Annotated in this window: 15 protein-coding genes; 10 read left to right on the top strand and 5 right to left on the bottom strand. The window is 65.5% G+C overall.

Going from position 1 to position 15,200, the window contains the following annotated elements:
• Positions 1 to 216: 216 nt before the first annotated feature.
• From hrcA to ACFVTM_RS06965, 3 genes are all read left to right on the top strand, one after another.
• Positions 217 to 1,230: a heat-inducible transcriptional repressor HrcA gene (gene hrcA, locus ACFVTM_RS06975; RefSeq protein WP_390202666.1), complete on the top strand. Its 1,014-nt coding sequence runs from the start codon at positions 217 to 219 to the stop codon at positions 1,228 to 1,230.
• Between the two features lie 77 nt (positions 1,231 to 1,307).
• Entirely contained in the window at positions 1,308 to 2,438 is a 1,131-nt protein-coding gene (gene dnaJ / locus ACFVTM_RS06970; RefSeq protein WP_390202665.1) for a molecular chaperone DnaJ, read from the top strand.
• Between the two features lie 2 nt (positions 2,439 to 2,440).
• Complete coding sequence (locus ACFVTM_RS06965) at positions 2,441 to 3,214, top strand: 16S rRNA (uracil(1498)-N(3))-methyltransferase (protein ID WP_390202664.1); 774 nt, start codon at positions 2,441 to 2,443, stop codon at positions 3,212 to 3,214.
• Between the two features lie 84 nt (positions 3,215 to 3,298).
• On the opposite strand, the gene ACFVTM_RS06960 is transcribed toward ACFVTM_RS06965, so the two are convergent.
• From ACFVTM_RS06960 to cls, 4 genes are all read right to left on the bottom strand, one after another.
• Positions 3,299 to 4,219: a GerMN domain-containing protein gene (locus ACFVTM_RS06960; RefSeq protein ID WP_390202663.1), complete on the bottom strand. Its 921-nt coding sequence runs from the start codon at positions 4,217 to 4,219 to the stop codon at positions 3,299 to 3,301.
• Between the two features lie 281 nt (positions 4,220 to 4,500).
• Entirely contained in the window at positions 4,501 to 5,619 is a 1,119-nt protein-coding gene (locus ACFVTM_RS06955; RefSeq protein ID WP_390202662.1) for a hypothetical protein, read from the bottom strand.
• 266 nt (positions 5,620 to 5,885) lie between these two features.
• Complete coding sequence (locus ACFVTM_RS06950) at positions 5,886 to 6,515, bottom strand: hypothetical protein (RefSeq protein WP_390202661.1); 630 nt, start codon at positions 6,513 to 6,515, stop codon at positions 5,886 to 5,888.
• 624 nt (positions 6,516 to 7,139) lie between these two features.
• Positions 7,140 to 8,606 (bottom strand): cardiolipin synthase, encoded by a 1,467-nt coding sequence (gene cls / locus ACFVTM_RS06945; protein ID WP_390202660.1) that lies wholly within the window; start codon positions 8,604 to 8,606, stop codon positions 7,140 to 7,142.
• Between the two features lie 251 nt (positions 8,607 to 8,857).
• Here cls and ACFVTM_RS06940 point away from each other — a divergent pair, with 251 nt between their 5' ends.
• Positions 8,858 to 9,163, top strand: coding sequence for a hypothetical protein (locus ACFVTM_RS06940; RefSeq protein WP_390202659.1), 306 nt, complete (start codon positions 8,858 to 8,860; stop codon positions 9,161 to 9,163).
• On the opposite strand, the gene ACFVTM_RS06935 is transcribed toward ACFVTM_RS06940, so the two are convergent.
• Positions 9,158 to 9,814, bottom strand: a complete 657-nt coding sequence (locus ACFVTM_RS06935; RefSeq protein ID WP_390202658.1) for a class I SAM-dependent methyltransferase — start codon at positions 9,812 to 9,814, stop codon at positions 9,158 to 9,160. The two genes, ACFVTM_RS06940 and ACFVTM_RS06935, sit on opposite strands and share 6 nt — an antisense overlap.
• Before the next feature lie 220 nt (positions 9,815 to 10,034).
• Here ACFVTM_RS06935 and ACFVTM_RS06930 point away from each other — a divergent pair, with 220 nt between their 5' ends.
• The 6 genes from ACFVTM_RS06930 to era all read left to right on the top strand — a co-directional run bounded on the left by ACFVTM_RS06930 (position 10,035) and on the right by era (position 15,176).
• Entirely contained in the window at positions 10,035 to 10,550 is a 516-nt protein-coding gene (locus ACFVTM_RS06930; RefSeq protein ID WP_390202657.1) for a flavin reductase family protein, read from the top strand.
• Positions 10,547 to 10,828: a hypothetical protein gene (locus ACFVTM_RS06925; RefSeq protein ID WP_390202656.1), complete on the top strand. Its 282-nt coding sequence runs from the start codon at positions 10,547 to 10,549 to the stop codon at positions 10,826 to 10,828. Before ACFVTM_RS06930 ends, ACFVTM_RS06925 begins: the two co-directional genes overlap by 4 nt.
• Positions 10,829 to 11,346: 518 nt before the next feature.
• Positions 11,347 to 12,435, top strand: coding sequence for a PhoH family protein (locus ACFVTM_RS06920; RefSeq protein WP_390202655.1), 1,089 nt, complete (start codon positions 11,347 to 11,349; stop codon positions 12,433 to 12,435).
• Positions 12,432 to 12,905: an rRNA maturation RNase YbeY gene (gene ybeY / locus ACFVTM_RS06915; RefSeq protein ID WP_390202654.1), complete on the top strand. Its 474-nt coding sequence runs from the start codon at positions 12,432 to 12,434 to the stop codon at positions 12,903 to 12,905. The genes ACFVTM_RS06920 and ybeY overlap by 4 nt, the downstream gene beginning before the upstream one ends.
• On the top strand, positions 12,902 to 14,233 hold the full coding sequence (locus ACFVTM_RS06910; protein WP_390202653.1) for a hemolysin family protein: 1,332 nt from the start codon (positions 12,902 to 12,904) through the stop codon (positions 14,231 to 14,233). Before ybeY ends, ACFVTM_RS06910 begins: the two co-directional genes overlap by 4 nt.
• Positions 14,217 to 15,176, top strand: a complete 960-nt coding sequence (era, locus tag ACFVTM_RS06905) for a GTPase Era (RefSeq protein WP_390202652.1) — start codon at positions 14,217 to 14,219, stop codon at positions 15,174 to 15,176. The genes ACFVTM_RS06910 and era overlap by 17 nt, the downstream gene beginning before the upstream one ends.
• Positions 15,177 to 15,200 lie beyond the last annotated feature (24 nt).

Below are 15,200 nucleotides of genomic sequence, written 5' to 3'. Positions count from 1 at the left end.
GGTCCCGGCGCCCGGTGTGACGGGAAACGCGATCCCGCGGGCCACGCCTGGAGCGAATCCAATGCTAACAACGCGGCGACTCATATTAGACTGGTTAGCACTTAGGCATGTCGAGTGCTAACACTTGACCCGTTGCGGGCCACGCGCACCAGTATTGGGCGCGAACCGGACAACGCGGGCGGCACCGACTGCGGGACAGTCGATTGGAGGTGGAGCGTGAGCGAACCGCGCAAACTCGAAGTGCTGCGCGCCATCGTGGAGGACTACGTCCATTCGCGTGAGCCCGTTGGTTCCAAGGCGCTCGTGGAGCGTCACCATCTTGGTGTTTCCAGTGCCACGATCCGCAATGACATGGCGGCGCTGGAGGACGAAGGCCTGATCACGGCTCCGCACACGAGCGCCGGCCGGATCCCCACCGACAAGGGCTACCGGCTCTTCGTCGACCAGATCTCAGCGGTCAAGCCCTTGTCCCTGGCCGAACGCCGGGCCATCCAGGCGCTGCTGGAAGGATCCGAGGACCTCGACGACGTCCTCGACCGGACCGTGCGGCTCCTGTCCCACCTGACCAACCAGGTCGCCGTCGTACAGTATCCCCTGCTGAGCCGCGCACGGGTGCGGCACATTGAGTTCGTGCTGCTGGCACCCCGGAAGGTGCTGATCGTCCTCATTGCGGACACCGGCAAAGTGGAACAGCGCGTCATCGACGTCGGGCAGGACATTCCCGACGACGCCCTCGCGGAACTGCGCACAAGTTTCCTGACGAGCCTCTCCGGAACACCGTTGAGCCTTCTGCCCCAGCTTCTGCCCACGGTGGTCGACAGCGGCCCGCCGGCGCGCCGTGGAGCAGCCCACGCCCTGGCTCGTGGCCTTGAAGCCCTGGCCACGAGCAGCCGGGAAGAGCGGATGGTCATGGCCGGTACGGCCAACCTCGCACGCTCCAACGTGGACTTCCCGCTCAGCATCGGCCCAGTGCTGGAGGCGCTCGAGGAACAGGTGGTCATGCTCCGCCTGCTCAGCGAAATGGCCGAAGACCCGCGCGGCGTAACCGTCAGCATCGGCCGGGAAAACCCCTACGACGGCCTGGCCGAGGCCTCCGTCGTGGCCACCGCCTACGGGCCGGACGCCACGGCCAAGGTCGGCGTCCTTGGGCCCACCCGGATGGACTATCCCACCACCATGGCCGCCGTGCGCGCGGTGGCCCGCTACCTTTCGAGGATCCTGGGGCCCTGACGGGCCCGGACCCAGCACGACTTCTTGCCCCGCAGGCAGTGCCCCACAGGCAGTACAACAAGGAAGAGATACACACTTTGAGCAGCCACTACGACGTTCTTGGAGTCTCCCGCGACGCAACGGGGGAGGAGATCAAGAAGGCCTACCGGAAACTGGCCCGGACCCTGCACCCCGACGTGAACCCGGGAGAAGACGCCTCAGACCGGTTCAAGGCCGTCACCCACGCCTACGAGGTCCTTTCCGACCCGCAGAAGCGCCGCGTCTACGACACCACCGGCAACGAGAACGGCACCGACAACGGCTTCGGCGGCGGCAGCTACTCGGGCCAGGGCTTCGCCTTCCAGGACATCTTCGAGACCTTCTTCGGCGCCGGCGGCGGCCAGGGCGGGCCCGCGTCCCGGGTCCGCCGCGGCCAGGATGCGCTGATCAGCGTCCGGATCGACCTCCGCGACGCGGTGTTCGGCGTCAACAAGAAGCTCGAAGTCGACACGGCTGTGGTCTGCCCCACCTGCGAGGGTTCCTGCTGCCGCGAGGGCACCCACCCGGTGCGCTGCGACATCTGTGGCGGCAGTGGCCAGGTCCAGCGCGCTGTGCGCTCCATCCTGGGCCAGGTCATGACCTCGGCCCCCTGCGGTTCCTGCGAGGGCTTCGGCACCGTGATCCAGGACCCCTGCAACGAATGCAGCGGCCAGGGCCGGATCCGCAGCCGCCGCTCGCTGACCGTCAAGGTTCCGGCCGGCGTCGGCACCGGCACCCGCATCCAGCTCTCCGGGCAGGGCGAGGCAGGGCCCGCCGGCGGCCCGTCCGGTGACCTGTACGTGGAGATCCGGGTCAACAACGATGCCACCTATGTCCGCGACGGCGACGACCTGCACGCGAGCCTCAACATCCCCATGACGGCCGCCGCCCTTGGCACCGAGATTTCCCTCGACACCTTCGACGGGCAGCAGGAGATCGACGTCAAGGCCGGCACGCAGTCGGGCGAGGTCATCACCCTGCGCGGACTCGGCGTCACGCATCTGCGCGGCCACGGGCGTGGCGACCTGAAGGTGCACCTGCAGGTGGAAACGCCGGGGAAGCTCGATGCCGCCCAGGAAGACCTGCTCCGCCAGCTGGCCAAGCTGCGCGGCGAACACTTCACGGCAGGAAAGCTCGCGGCCAGCGGCGGCGTCTTCGCGAAACTCCGGGACCGGCTCGGTAACCTGTAGCGGTGAGTAACCCGGTCTTCTTCACCGCCCCAGGCACCCTGGACCAGCAGGTCCCCGGCTCCGCCTTCGTCCTTGAGGGCGCTGAGGCCCGCCACGCCGTCACCATCAAGCGGATCGCCGTCGGCGAGGCCGTGGACATCGCCGACGGCGCGGGCAAGCGCCTGACCGGCACGGTAACCGCGGTCGCGCCCGGTGAGCTGACCGTCCAGTGCGTGGATGTTGCGGACGAGCCGCGGCCCGGGATCCGGCTGGTGCTTGTGCAGGCACTCGCCAAGGGCGACCGCGACGAACTTGCGGTCGAAACAGCCACCGAGCTGGGCATCGACGCCGTCATTCCTTGGCAGGCGGAGCGGTCCATTGTGCGGTGGAAGGCCGAACGGGCCGCGAAGGCACACGCCAAGTGGCAATCGGTGGTAACGGCGGCAGCCAAGCAGGCGCGCCGGGCCTGGATCCCGGAGGTCCGGGCGGCGGTCGACGGCGCCGGGCTGCAGGCTGCCGTGGCTGCCGCGGATCTGGCCGTCATCCTGCACGAAGACGCCGTCCGCCCGCTGCGGGACGTCCTGGAATCGTGGCTGGAAACCGCGCCCGCCGCCGACTCCGGATTCAGTGAAGTGCTGCTGATCGTGGGCCCCGAAGGCGGCATCAGCCCGCGTGAAGTGACCCGGTTGTGCGACGCCGGGGCCGTCACGGCCCTCTTGGGGAACCACGTGCTGCGCTCGTCCACCGCCGGGCCGGCCGCGACCGTACTGGCCAACGACATCCTCGGCCGCTGGTAGCCCGTGGCCGGTAGCCAGCTGACGGTATGCGGGCCGTATCTTCGTGACGTTGACTAGTTGAAAGCGGCTGTTGGACGGCGAAGGCTATTTGACTTCGAAACCGCGGGTGTCCTGGAAAACTTCCTTGGCGCTGTCCGACAAATCCACCTGGGACACATGGACCTCGTAGCGTCCGGGGCCGAGGTTCACGGACAAGGTGAACAACCCGGACTGGGTGGAATCGGACGACGCCGTCGCGCTGCCGTTGAGATAAGCGGTCTTGGCGTTGTCGCCGTCGACCTTGAGGATCTGCCAGCGGAGTTTCCCGCCCGTCACAGTGCTCCGTCCGCTGATCTTGACAGAACCATCGGCCACGGACGTGCCTTCCTGCGGATCAATGATCCACACGGGGGCCACCATCCCGGCGCTGCGTGAGGTTGGCGCGCCCAGCCGGACATGGTTGAAGGCGACGTAGTCCGTATGACCGTCAACCAGCACAACCACCTGGACCTGCTGGCCGGAATCGATTAGGCCCGCGCTGGCCGCGGCAGCCGTCGCGGTGTATACGAGCTGCTGGATGGCGCGCTCGGCCATGGCCGCATCCACGTTGCTGTTGAAGGCATCCGCGGAGACGTCCACTGTGATGACGTTCTTGCCGGATATCGACGTCGTCAGCTTCTTCGGGTTCTGCCACGGCGTAAAGAAGTCCGGGTCCAGCGGCTTCTGGGACATCATCACGCGCAGGGCGCGCGTGACAGGATTGTCCTGGTCCGGGACATCGCGAAACTCGCGGTACAGGAATGCGTTGTCGTTGCTGCGGCCGATCCAATACACCGGAGCCTTGTTCGACGTCTGGGCCGTTTCGAGCGGCGCGCTCGTGGTGGGGACGCCCGAGGCCGGGACAGGAATGAGTTCCGAGGGGCTGCTGGAGTTCGTGATGCCGCTCTGCGGTGTGGCCACGCAGCCGGACAGCAGCAGGGCGGCGGGCAGCACGAGCGCCAGTGCGCCGCGGCGGGCGCGCCCCACTGATGACTGCTGAACTCCACGCTTCCTGATGCCGCTGTGCCTTTCCTCTAGCGCCCCGCGATCCGCGGCGATGATCCGTTTTTGTAGCCGTTGTAGACCGCTGGTGGCCGCCCAACCTTGGCGTGCCGGACACCGGCACGGCGGTCTGGGGGACAACCGGATTCCAGCATGGCACACCGGCGGGGCCCGTCTGGCTGGTTTGGGCCACGGCGCCGGAACTGCAACGGGAACGATATGAGGCCGATACAAAGTTGATACCTAACTCGCTCCGGAGACGAGCGCTATCCCGCGATGAGCTCCTTGGTTGGTCCCTCGTGCAAGGCCAGGTAAGCATCGTCTCGGATCTGATTCGCCTCTGGGTCCGTCATGGTCCGAGCGAGAGGGCGGAGTACCAGTCGAATCAGCGCGTTGGCCTGGCCTGCGCGAATATGCAGGCGTTCCTGCGCTGCCGGGGGTAGCTCTCCATACGGCGTTAGGGCCAAGAGTTCGACGCTTTCCAGGTCGTCGGCCTTCTCTCGTAATGCCGTTCGCACTATGTCGCCGAGCACCTCGGTGTCCATGTCCGCGGGCACCACGATGGAGATGTCCCTGCGGATGGATGGCATTTGAGAGACCGGCTTCCACCGGGACAGGTCCAGCATCTGAAGTTTGATTCTCTGGTCCGTAGACCTAAGCAGCCTGATGTCGGGGATGCCCTTGCGGAGCATCAAGGCCCGGTCCAGACCCATCCCCAGAGCCAGCCCTGACCATTTTGCGGGATCCAGGCCAGCTTCGGAATATAGATGCGGGGCCATGAGCCCGCATTCCGCGAGTTCGAGCCACGCTCCATCCATGAGGACATCGACCTGCATGCCCTTTCTGGTGTAGGGGTGAACGGCTGGAACGGTGCGCCACTGCGCCCCCGGAAGCACCGCATGCACCAGTGTTCCGATCATGTCCTGCAGGTCGTCTGCGTCGAGTTGTTCCCGCGAACTGACCCGCCATAGGTCCACCTGGTGGGGAGTTCCCACGTGCGTGCGGTCGATAGAATCGCGTCGGTAGACCAGGCCGGGCATGGCCCACAGTTGATCCATGGAATCGTCCGTATCCAGGGCCCGCAGCAGCGACGGGATGGAAGCCGACGTGTGGCTGCGGAGCATGACCGTGGGGCTGACGTAACGGGAGTACTTTTGGTCCCGCGTGACGTCCGAGTCGCTGAACCCCAAACGGTCGTAGTTGTCGGCCACGCTCACCAAGGGGCTGTCGCGGACGATTCGTTCCGGCACGCCCCACGAGTTGCGGAGCGCTTCGATGACGCCATCCAGCAGTGCCTGCATCGCATGCGGTTGATGGTCCGGATTTGAGAGGTCGCGGATGGTCAAAGCTTCGTGGAGCTCTGACGGACTGAGATAACTGGGCATTAAAGGTCCTTAGTTCGGATTCGAGTGGCGGCTTCCTTCCCCCCGACTCAATCCGGCGCCAGGACCTAGGCGCGCGCCTCAGAGCCCTCGCGACGGGACACCGGTCGGGGGCAAGTAAATCGACGCATTGAAAGCATGCGGCGACTATACCGCACGGCGCCTCCACGGCGCGGTTTCTCGGGGCAGGATGGTCTGTTTCCAGCCGGCTCGGAGCCTACCCGAGGGCGGATTCGACCCCGCGACCAGGGCTGTCTCATCTCGCGCAGTCAGGCATTGGTTACGGCTGCCAGTTTGACGTTGTCCTGTTGTCCTTCCCAGATACCGGTCAATGTCAGCGGCCCGGCCGGTTGCGCATCAAGATCCAGCTTTCTGACTACGAGTAAGTGGAGGTCTGCGGCCTCGATTGCGGTGCCGTCGGCGGCGTCGCGTGGGGTAGCTGAAGAGACGCTGGCTACTGCCTTGAGTGTCGGCCCGGTGCTCTGCACGAAGACCGACTCGGCCAGGATTTCGAGTTTTCCCTTCACGTCGAGGTATTGCTTTGCTTGGGGGCGGCCGAGCATGATGCTCGCTGCCAATGCCGTCACGTAGACGGGATCGGCGCAGGCATCGTAAACCCATCTCTGGCCGAGAACCGAGTGCTGCATGGTTCCGACCAACCATGGTTCCGCGCCGGCCAAGGGCTGGGCCCTGTACGTGAGCGGTACTTGAAAGGTGGAGCCCGCCGCAGAGACGAGAATCGTCTCGATCCCGACCTCGCCAGCAGGGTCGTCGAACCGGTAGGAGCCGACTTTGCTCAGCCCCGCAGCGGACTCCGGGAACCACGGCTGACTGGGCAGCCACTCTTCGAGGAGTTCGAGTTTGGTTGGCTGCAGTTCTGCTTGGTGGATGATAGCCATGACTGCAAGCCTAATCGCGGCCGCCCGCACCGGATACGGCGTCGCTGGATCAGAGTTCAACCGGCCCATGGTCAAGCCTTCTTCGGCGACGGGCGGAGATCAGGTTCGCGATGACTGTTCCGATAAGTGCAAGGATGAACGGCGACGTAGCGCCGTTGATAAGACTGAACAGCGCGACCGGCTGCGGCTCCCCGTCCGTTGGGAGTGGTTGTGACGCGTTGGCGCCGGCGAAGACAGCCGTAATCAGGACAACGAGAGTCACAACTTGAGCCGCCCCAGTGCGGACCGCCACGCGGTATCCCAGAATCGCGCCCAAAGCGAGTAGCACGAATGCCGCCCGAACTAAGTACGGCGACCATTCAGCCAATCCGGGGACCGGACGTGCGTTGAAGTCCAGAAAAGGAGCGCCGGCCTCTGATAGCTGCAGCTGGATCGTTAAGTATCCGGTCAGGAAGATAACGCACAGGGACCCGACCACGGCGGCGACGATAGAAAGGATCGGTAGGGATTGGGGTCAGCGTCCGGTGACCGACTTGAGGGATGCTGAATAGGGCCGGGGGCACTCAGTAGCTGGCGCCGTTGTCCTCCTGGGCGCAAGGTCCCCCTGGCGGGTTCGCCAATTCCCTATTGGAGGGAGGCGGTCAGGCGCGCCAGGTTGTCGAATACTTTTTGGGCTATGGGCCGCCGGAGCCAGTCCTCGAGCTGCAGCTCACGACTTTCCACACGGTACCCGTCTTCGATCCCACGAATCGCGTCCACAAAACCGCGCCCGTGTACCAGTACGGATACCTCCATGTTGAGGCTGAAGGAACGGACATCCATGTTGCTGGACCCAATTACCGCAACTTCCTCATCGATGGTGAAGTGTTTCGAGTGCAGCACCTTGGGCGCCCTGTAAAGGTAGATTCTGACGCCGGCGCGGAGCAGTGCCTCGTAGTATGAACGCTGCGCATGGTAGACCATGCTCTGGTCTCCGACCTCGGAAACAAAGAGCTCGACGCTGAGCCCCCGCGCGGCTGCCGTGACGATGGCCATCAGGATGGATTCGTCCGGGACAAAGTATGGACTGGTGATGCTGACACGCCGCTCAGCTTTGTGGATGAGCGTCGCGTAGAGCTTCAAATTGTTGTCGTTGTCGAAACTGGGACCGCTGGGCAGGACTTGCGCGTCAATGAGCACGGAACTGTGGCTGACGCCTATTGGGCTTGAATCCAGTGGCAGTATCACATCCGTTTCGCTGTACCAGTCTGTCGCGAAGACCGCATCCAGTTCCCGGACCACAGGTCCCTCAACGCGCATCATTAGCTCGTGCCACTGGAGCCCGCGCTTCAGGTTGGCCTTCGTGTCGTAGCTCGCGTCGATGACATTCTGGGATCCAGTGAATCCCACGCTGCCATCGACGACCAAGATCTTCCGGTGGTTGCGCAGGTCCGGCCTCTGCCATTCGCCCCGCCACGGCCGCACCGGCAGCATGGGGCGATATTCCGCCCCTATCTCCTGGAGGAAGACCAGGGTTTCTTTCCGGCCGGGGAACTTCAGGCCAGCCAGATGATCGGACAGAACCCGGACGTCGACGCCGCGTCGTCTTGCCCGGGACAACGCCTCGAAAAACGGCGCCGTCGTTGCGTCCAGCACCAGGATGTAAAACTCCACGTGCACGTATTTGGTGGCCGAATCAATCTCAGCAATCATGGCATCGAAAGCGCCGTTGTAGTCGCCCAATAGGGTCGCACTATTGTCCGCGACCATAGGGAGCGCACCAAGGTTGCTGTTCAACACCACCGCCGAATGCAGCCAGTCCGGCCAGTCAAGGCCGCGGCTAACCAGCGGGCTGCCTTCAGTCCGAGCCAGGACCAGATCGTTAATTTTGCGCTGTTTGTCGCGGCGCGCCTTTGGCAGTTTCGAGTAACCGACAAAGAAAAACGCAACGGCGCCAAGGACCGGTATGAAAATTATGGCGAGCACCCACGCAATAGCGGAGGATGGACGGCGATTCATCGACACGAGGACAGTTGCGACGGTCACGAGGAGTATATGGAGCGCCAGGAGGAGCAAGGCAAACGTTTCAGCGTCCTGGAAGAATTCGCGCACTGATTCCTAGCCGTTCTGGCCCCTCAGCCCTGTCAGTGGAGGGTATGACCATTGTTAGCGTCAGGCCCGGGATGGGCCTCACCCGCCGCGGGTGAAATCCCGGAAATGCCGGAGGCGAATCCCGGGCCAGGGGGCTAGCATGTTGGCGGTCAGGGTGAGCCGCCAGACGCTACGTTGACGCCGCCGGCAACCACGTCAATTCCGATGTGCCGCCGCGCTTTGGTGCACCCGTTCTCGAGAGCAACCCCACCATGAGGCCCGGCGCGGGGGACTACGACTCCCGGGAAGGCTACGGCGCCCAATGCCCGACAGATCGCGGCAGCAGTCGCCCGGCACCTCGGGTGCTCAGCACGAAGGCCTCCCTTGACATCGGCTATGAACCCGTCGGGACCTACGTCCAGACCATCCCGCATCAGGTGGACTGGCTGGTGAAGGCGGCAGCAGCCGGAGCCGTGCCGGGCGCGGACGATCCCTCCTTCGGGCACTATGTCGACTACGCCCGGGAGGAGCAGTTCACCGGCAGTTGTCCCGGGCGGACACGTCACCGACCCCTATGAGGGCACACACGGTTTGTCGACGAGGATGGCGGCCTGCGGGTGCTTCTCCACGGATCTCGGTGCGCGCACAAGCTGTGCGCGCATCTTAAATCCTTGCTCGGTGAACCTCAGCGCCACGTCGTCGGGGGCGTGCAGTTCCGCACGGAGTTGGACGTCGTGTCCGTAAGCGCGGTCAACAGTGCGGTGGCCGCTGCCGGCCTGGAACGCGATGAGCGCCGAGCCGCCCGGGCGGAGCGCTCTCCAGAACTCCCGCGCGATCGCTGGCAGGGTTACCGGGGGAGAGTGGATGACCGAGTACCAGGCGAGGATGCCGTCCGCGGACGCGTCGGCCGCCGGCAGGTCAGTCAGCTCTCCCACCTCGAAGGGCAGTCCGGGATGAAGCCGTTGCGCGACCCGGACCATTTCGGGCGACAAGTCGACGCCGCTGACGTTCAGGCCGGCGTGGCTCAGGTAGCTGCTCATCCGTCCGGCACCGCATCCGACGTCGATCACCAGCCGGTCCGCCGTGGCGCGCATGTGCGCTGCGAAGTGGTCCACCATGGCCAGATCCAGAGGCGCCTCGAAGCTTGTATCCGGGATCACCGTTGAATAAGCCTCGGCAACTGTGTCGTACGCGGATCGGACGGCTAGCAGGGTCTCGTGATTTGCCATTGATCGAGCCTACCGTCCGTGGCTGGCCCATCCCTGATCCCTCACGAGGACCCGTGATCGGACTTGGGGAGCTAATCCAGGCCCCGGCCGCGGCCGAATTCTTACGTCGTGCAACGGGCGGTGACGCGCTGTGTCGCTGCGCGACTGTGCGTTTCAACCGGGCTTGGGAACCCGTGTCCGGGGTGGTTGATTAGGGCTACCAGCGTCGAAAGGACTCGCCATGACGGAACAAACGGATCTCAGCCCGAAGACACTCCGCCGCATTCTTGGACACTTCGCCACCGGACTGACGGTGATCACGGCAGCAACAAAGCACGGACCCGCCGGGTTTACGTGCCAGTCCTTCGCGTCCCTGTCCCTGGAGCCGGCCCTGGTCACGTTCAGCCCGGCACGGACCTCCAGCACCTGGCCGCTGCTGCGCGAGGCGGGCCGGTTCACCGTCAACATCCTGTCCGCAGAACACCAGCACCTGGCGGCGCAGTTCGCCCGCTCGGGAGCGGACAAATTCGCCGGCGTTGACCATGCGCCCTCGCCCCTGGGCAACCCCGTCCTGGACCAGGCGCTGGCCTGGGTCGATTGCGAACTGCACCAGGAGTACGACGGCGGCGACCACACCATCGTCGTGGCCGCCGTCCGCGCCCTGAGCGCCCGCCCCGACGCGGAGCCCCTGCTCTTCTTCAAGGGCGACTATGTGGGCGTCCGGTCCCGGGCGGGCGCGCTGGAAAGCGTGGCATGACCATGCTGCAGTCACCGTCCCGCCGCGGGGGCCGCCGCGGAACCCCGCTGCCCGAGACAACGGACGCTTGGGTTTCTCCGGAGGACTGGAGCTCAATCGAGGTCGGATCCACTGTTGAAGTGGTCATCTCGGCGCACCACTCCCATGTGGGCCGGGTGGATGCGAAGACGCCCGACTCAACCATTGTGTGGGTGGTCAGTGCAACGGGCCACGGACGCCAGATGTACGGGCACCGCGACGGAATCCGACTGCGCCCAGTGCCCCTGGGCACCGAATGAGCACGGCCTGGATCATCGTGGCTTGTGGAGTCCTGCTGGCCGGCGCAGTCCTGTGGGCGGCGTGGCCTTGGAGACCGGCAGGGCCATCCGTGCCGGTGCAGGGGCACGCTCCAGAGGATGCGGAACCGCCGTTTCCGAGGACCGGGGCTCACTGGCTTGATGGATATGTCATCTTCGGGAACACCTACCTGTAGGCACCTATTCGTCGTCCCGGGCGCCATCGGCGAATCGATGACCAACGATCCCGGGATCTTCGACGCGGCCCTCTGACGAGGCCGGCACCTTTACCACTCCCGCATGGAGATTCTTGCGGTCCCGTCCCGGTTCCGGTGCCTGTTCCCCGCCCGCCCGGCGCCCGAGGCATCACCGCATGCCGACCGGCGTCGGGCGCGCCGCGCTGGCGTAAGATGGAAGGACCCGCTGACCCGGGCCGCGGACGGTGCAAACCGCCCAGGTACGGATCGCGGCGACAGACCATATTCATACTGGAGGGGACCAGAGGCCCGCGGGCCAACACCATGACTGAAGCAGCGAACGGCAAGGCCCGGTTCAGCGCCGGAGAGCGCACCGCAGGGGAATTCCCCCACTCCCTACCAGGGTTGCGGACGGAGGTGGTCTTGTTCGACGACTCAGAACAGATGGTCCAGTCGCTGGGCAGCCATGACGAAGCCTTGCGGTTCATCGAAAACCAGTTCCCCGCCGTCGATTTCCATGTCCGGGGGAACGAGCTCGCGATCAGCGGACCGGCCGCCGACGTGCCGCGGATCATGCGGCTGCTCAACGAGGTGCGCGGGCTGGTGGCCCGGGGCACCGTCATTACCCCGGCCGTCCTGCAGCAGCTCGTCTCGCTGCTCCGCAGCCAGTCGCTGCAGAACCCGGTGGAAGTGCTGACCACCAACATCCTCTCCACCCGCGGCAAGACCATCCGGCCCAAGACGCTGAACCAGAAGAATTACGTGGACGCGATCGATGCCAACACGGTGATCTTCGGGATCGGGCCGGCCGGTACCGGCAAGACCTACCTGGCGATGGCCAAGGCCGTCCAGGCTCTGCAGCAGAAGGAAGTCAGCCGGATCATCCTGACCCGTCCCGCCGTCGAGGCGGGGGAGCGGCTCGGCTTCCTGCCGGGCACCCTGAGCGACAAGATCGATCCCTACCTGCGGCCCCTGTACGACGCCCTGCACGACATGATGGACCCGGAATCCATTCCGCGCCTCATGGCCGCCGGCACCATCGAGGTGGCGCCGCTGGCCTACATGCGCGGCCGGACGCTCAATGATGCCTTCATCATCCTCGACGAGGCCCAGAACACCACGCCGGAACAGATGAAGATGTTCCTGACCCGCCTGGGCTTCGGCTCCAAGATGGTGGTCACCGGCGACGTCACCCAGGTGGACCTTCCGTTCGGCACCCGCTCGGGGCTGAGGATCGTCGAGGAGATCCTGCAGGGCATCGAGGACGTCAACTTCTCGGTACTGGACGCCTCCGACGTCGTCCGGCACCGCCTGGTGGGGGACATCGTCAACGCCTACAGCATCTGGGATGAAGTCCAAAGGAACCGGGTCAAGCACTCCGTTGCCCGGGAATCGCGGGGAGAACGCGCATGAGCATTGAGGTCAACAACGAATCCGGCGTCGTCGTCGACGAGGCTGAACTCGTGGCCCTGTCGCGTTTCATTTTCGAACGCCTCTACATCCACCCGCAGGCGGAACTGTCCATCCTGCTGGTGGACGAACCGGCCATGGAAAAGCTCCACCTGGAACTGATGGACGAGCCCGGCTCCACCGACGTCCTTTCCGTGCCCATGGACGAGCTGACCCCGGGCACCCCGGACAAGCCGACACCGCAGGGCATGCTCGGCGATATTGCCATCTGCCCCCAGGTGGCCAAGGTCCAGGCCCGCAACGCTGGCCACTCCACTCAGGACGAGATGCTGCTGCTCACCACGCACGGCATCCTGCACCTGCTGGGCTATGACCACGCCGAGCCGGAAGAGAAGGAAGAGATGTTCGGGCTGCAGCGCGAACTGCTGACTGCCTTCACTGGCAAAGCGGCCCCGTCCGAGACGATTCAGTGACCCCACTGATCCTCGCCGGCATGGCGCTGGTGTTCCTCGGCTTTGCCGCGGTCCTGACCGCTGCCGAGTCAGCCTTCAACTTCCTGCCCCGGCACGACGCAGAGCAGGCGGTCCTGCACAGCAGGGGCACGTCGCTCAAACGCATCCTGGCGCAGCCCGTGGGGCACATGCGCGCCCTCCGGTTCTGGCGGGTCTGGTTCGAGATGGCTGCCGCCGTCGCGGTGACCGTCCTCCTGTCCAGCCTGCTGGACAACGTCTGGCTCGCCGGCCTGGTGGCCACGGGCATCATGGCGCTGCTCGGGTTCGTGATCGTCGGGGTGTCCCCGCGGCAGCTCGGCCGGGTCCATTCCGCCGCCCTGGTCCGGTTCAGCGCCCCGCTGGTCCGGTCCCTCTACGCCGTGCTCGGCCCGATCCCGGGCTGGCTGGTGCGGCTTGGCAGCGTTGTGGCCCCCGGCGCGCCCGCCGACAGTGAGGCGTTCTTCAGCGAAGAGGAATTCCGCGAACTCGTGGACCGTGCCACGGAGTCTGACGTGATCGAGGACAACGAGGCCGAGCTGATCCAGTCGGTCTTCGACTTCGGCGACACCCTGGTCCGCTCCGTCATGGTCCCGCGGACCGACATCCTCACCATCGATTCCGGGTCCAGCCTGCGGCGCGCGATGTCGCTGTTCCTGCGCTCCGGGTACTCCCGGATCCCGGTCATCGGCGAAAACACGGACCAGATCCTGGGCATTGTGTACCTCAAGGACGTCGCCGCCGCGCTGCACAACCTCGGCCCGGACGACCAGCCCCCGGTGGTGGACGAACTCGCCCGCGAGGTCCGCTACGTGCCGGACTCCAAGCTCGTCAGCGACCTGCTGCGCGAGCTCCAGAAGGAATCCACGCACGTCGCGATCGTCATCGACGAATACGGCGGAACGGCAGGACTGGTCACGCTCGAGGACCTCATCGAGGAGATCGTCGGTGAGATCGTGGACGAATACGACACCGAAAGCGCCGAGGCCGTGGCGCTCGGCGACGGAAGCTACCGGGTCAGTGCCCGCATGAGCATCGATGACCTCGGGGAGCTCTTTGACCTGGAACTCGACGACGACGAAGTGGACACCGTCGGCGGCCTGCTCGCCAAGGCCCTCGGACGGGTGCCGATTGTCGGCAGCGCCGTCCAGGTCCACGGTCTGACCCTCCGCGCCGACCGGCTCGAGGGCCGGCGGAACCGCGTCAGCCACATCATTGCGGCCGCCGTGGCAAAAGAAGAAACTGACCTTGAAGACCTCCTCGACGAGGCCGCACCAATCCAACAGGGAGTCTCACGTGAGCAAGCAGAATAAGTCCGACGGCGGCGCAGCCCAAAGCGGCTACCGCGCCGGTTTCTCGGTGCTGGTCGGGCGGCCCAATGCGGGCAAGTCCACCCTCACCAACGCCCTGGTCGGCCAAAAAGTCGCGATCACCTCGGCCAAGCCGCAGACCACGCGCCACACCATCCGCGGCATCGTGCACCGGGACGACGCCCAGCTGATCCTCGTCGACACCCCGGGTCTGCACCGCCCGCGCACCCTGCTGGGGAAGCGGCTGAACGAACTCGTCGCCGACACCCTCGCCGAGGTCGACGCGATCGGCTTCTGCCTGCCGGCCAACGAGAAGATCGGCCCCGGTGACAAGTTCATCGCCGCCCAGCTCGCCGCCGTCGGCAACAAGCCGATCATCGCGATCGTGACCAAGGCCGACACCGTGGACCGCCAGGCCCTCACCGAGCAGCTTCTCGCCGTCGCCGCCCTGGGCCGCGAGGTCCTCGGCGAGGACGGCTGGAAGGACATCGTCCCGGTCTCCGCCACCGACGGGTTCCAGGTCGACACGGTCGCCGATGTGCTGATCAGCCACATGCCGGCGTCGCCGGCGCTGTACCCGGACGGGCACCTGACAGACGAGCCCGAAGCCGTGATGATCGCCGAACTGATCCGGGAGGCCGCCCTCGAAGGCGTCCGCGACGAGTTGCCGCACTCCCTGGCCGTCGTTGTCGACGAGATCGTTCCGCGTGAAGGCCGGCCCGAAGACCGGCCGTTCCTGGACGTCCGCGTCAATCTGTTCGTCGAGCGCCCCTCCCAGAAGGCCATCATCATCGGCAAGGGCGGCGCCCGGCTCCGCGAGGTTGGAACCAACGCACGCAAGGCGATCGAGGCGCTCCTGGGCGCCCGCATCTACCTCGACCTGCACGTGAAGGTCGCCAAGGACTGGCAGCGGGACCCGAAACAGCTGGTCAAACTGGGCTTCTGAGCTGGGCCTTTACCGGGCCCCCGG

Origin of the sequence: Arthrobacter sp. NPDC058130, from assembly GCF_042884475.1 — a bacterium.
Taxonomy (GTDB): domain Bacteria; phylum Actinomycetota; class Actinomycetes; order Actinomycetales; family Micrococcaceae; genus Arthrobacter.
Note: the sequence above shows the minus strand (reverse complement) of the source record. Positions and strands in the feature narration are given on the sequence as shown.

Coding starts and splice junctions, on each gene's coding strand:
- ACFVTM_RS06955 (WP_390202662.1), bottom strand. CDS start 5,619: ATGCCCAGTTATCTCAGTCCGTCAGAGCTCCACGAAGCTTTGACCATC.
- ACFVTM_RS06950 (WP_390202661.1), bottom strand. CDS start 6,515: ATGGCTATCATCCACCAAGCAGAACTGCAGCCAACCAAACTCGAACTC.
- ACFVTM_RS06940 (WP_390202659.1), top strand. CDS start 8,858: ATGAGGCCCGGCGCGGGGGACTACGACTCCCGGGAAGGCTACGGCGCC.
- ACFVTM_RS06935 (WP_390202658.1), bottom strand. CDS start 9,814: ATGGCAAATCACGAGACCCTGCTAGCCGTCCGATCCGCGTACGACACA.
- ACFVTM_RS06930 (WP_390202657.1), top strand. CDS start 10,035: ATGACGGAACAAACGGATCTCAGCCCGAAGACACTCCGCCGCATTCTT.
- ACFVTM_RS06925 (WP_390202656.1), top strand. CDS start 10,547: ATGACCATGCTGCAGTCACCGTCCCGCCGCGGGGGCCGCCGCGGAACC.
- ACFVTM_RS06920 (WP_390202655.1), top strand. CDS start 11,347: ATGACTGAAGCAGCGAACGGCAAGGCCCGGTTCAGCGCCGGAGAGCGC.
- ybeY (WP_390202654.1), top strand. CDS start 12,432: ATGAGCATTGAGGTCAACAACGAATCCGGCGTCGTCGTCGACGAGGCT.